Here is a 444-nt window from a genome sequence, read left to right on the forward strand (position 1 = left end):
ATGATTGTGATGCACCAGATGGTGCGCTCTGGCTGGTAACGTAGCGCCCGGCGGTATTTGCGCTAATCAGAATTGAAGCCCACAGCATGATCGCATTTTGTCGGCATTCATCATTTGGGTAGCTCAGCTCAAGGCATTCACTGATTGACGCCACAAGGCACAGAATGCCAGACGCATCCGTTGTGGTGATAGTCATCCCGCGCGACGCCATCTGACTGACCAGCTCTTCAGGTGTTGGTGCTGTCATTTCTCTTTGACTCCCGTACTTTCCACCACATCTCAAACAGGTTCTTTATTACCAGCGACAGTGCACCGAGGATTGACGCCACTGCCGCCCACTCCGTCAGGCTGTGTGGAATCATAGCCTCAAAATAAGACTGCGTGACAGGTGTTTGCTCTGCAACTTTCAGGCCGATGCCAGTACCAATAGAGGCATATCCAGCC

At 52.3% G+C, this 444-nt stretch carries 2 protein-coding genes; both read right to left on the bottom strand.

From position 1 onward, the window contains the following. On the bottom strand, positions 1-247 hold a 247-nt coding region (locus tag H4O21_RS24195), incomplete at its 3' end, for a DUF7370 family protein (protein ID WP_220495854.1). After that, on the bottom strand, positions 228-444 hold a 217-nt coding region (locus H4O21_RS24200; RefSeq protein ID WP_182812458.1), incomplete at its 5' end, for a hypothetical protein. The genes H4O21_RS24200 and H4O21_RS24195, both read right to left, overlap by 20 nt.

The sequence above is a fragment of the Oceanospirillum sediminis genome (genome assembly GCF_014164585.1).
Taxonomy (GTDB): domain Bacteria; phylum Pseudomonadota; class Gammaproteobacteria; order Pseudomonadales; family Halomonadaceae; genus Oceanospirillum; species Oceanospirillum sediminis.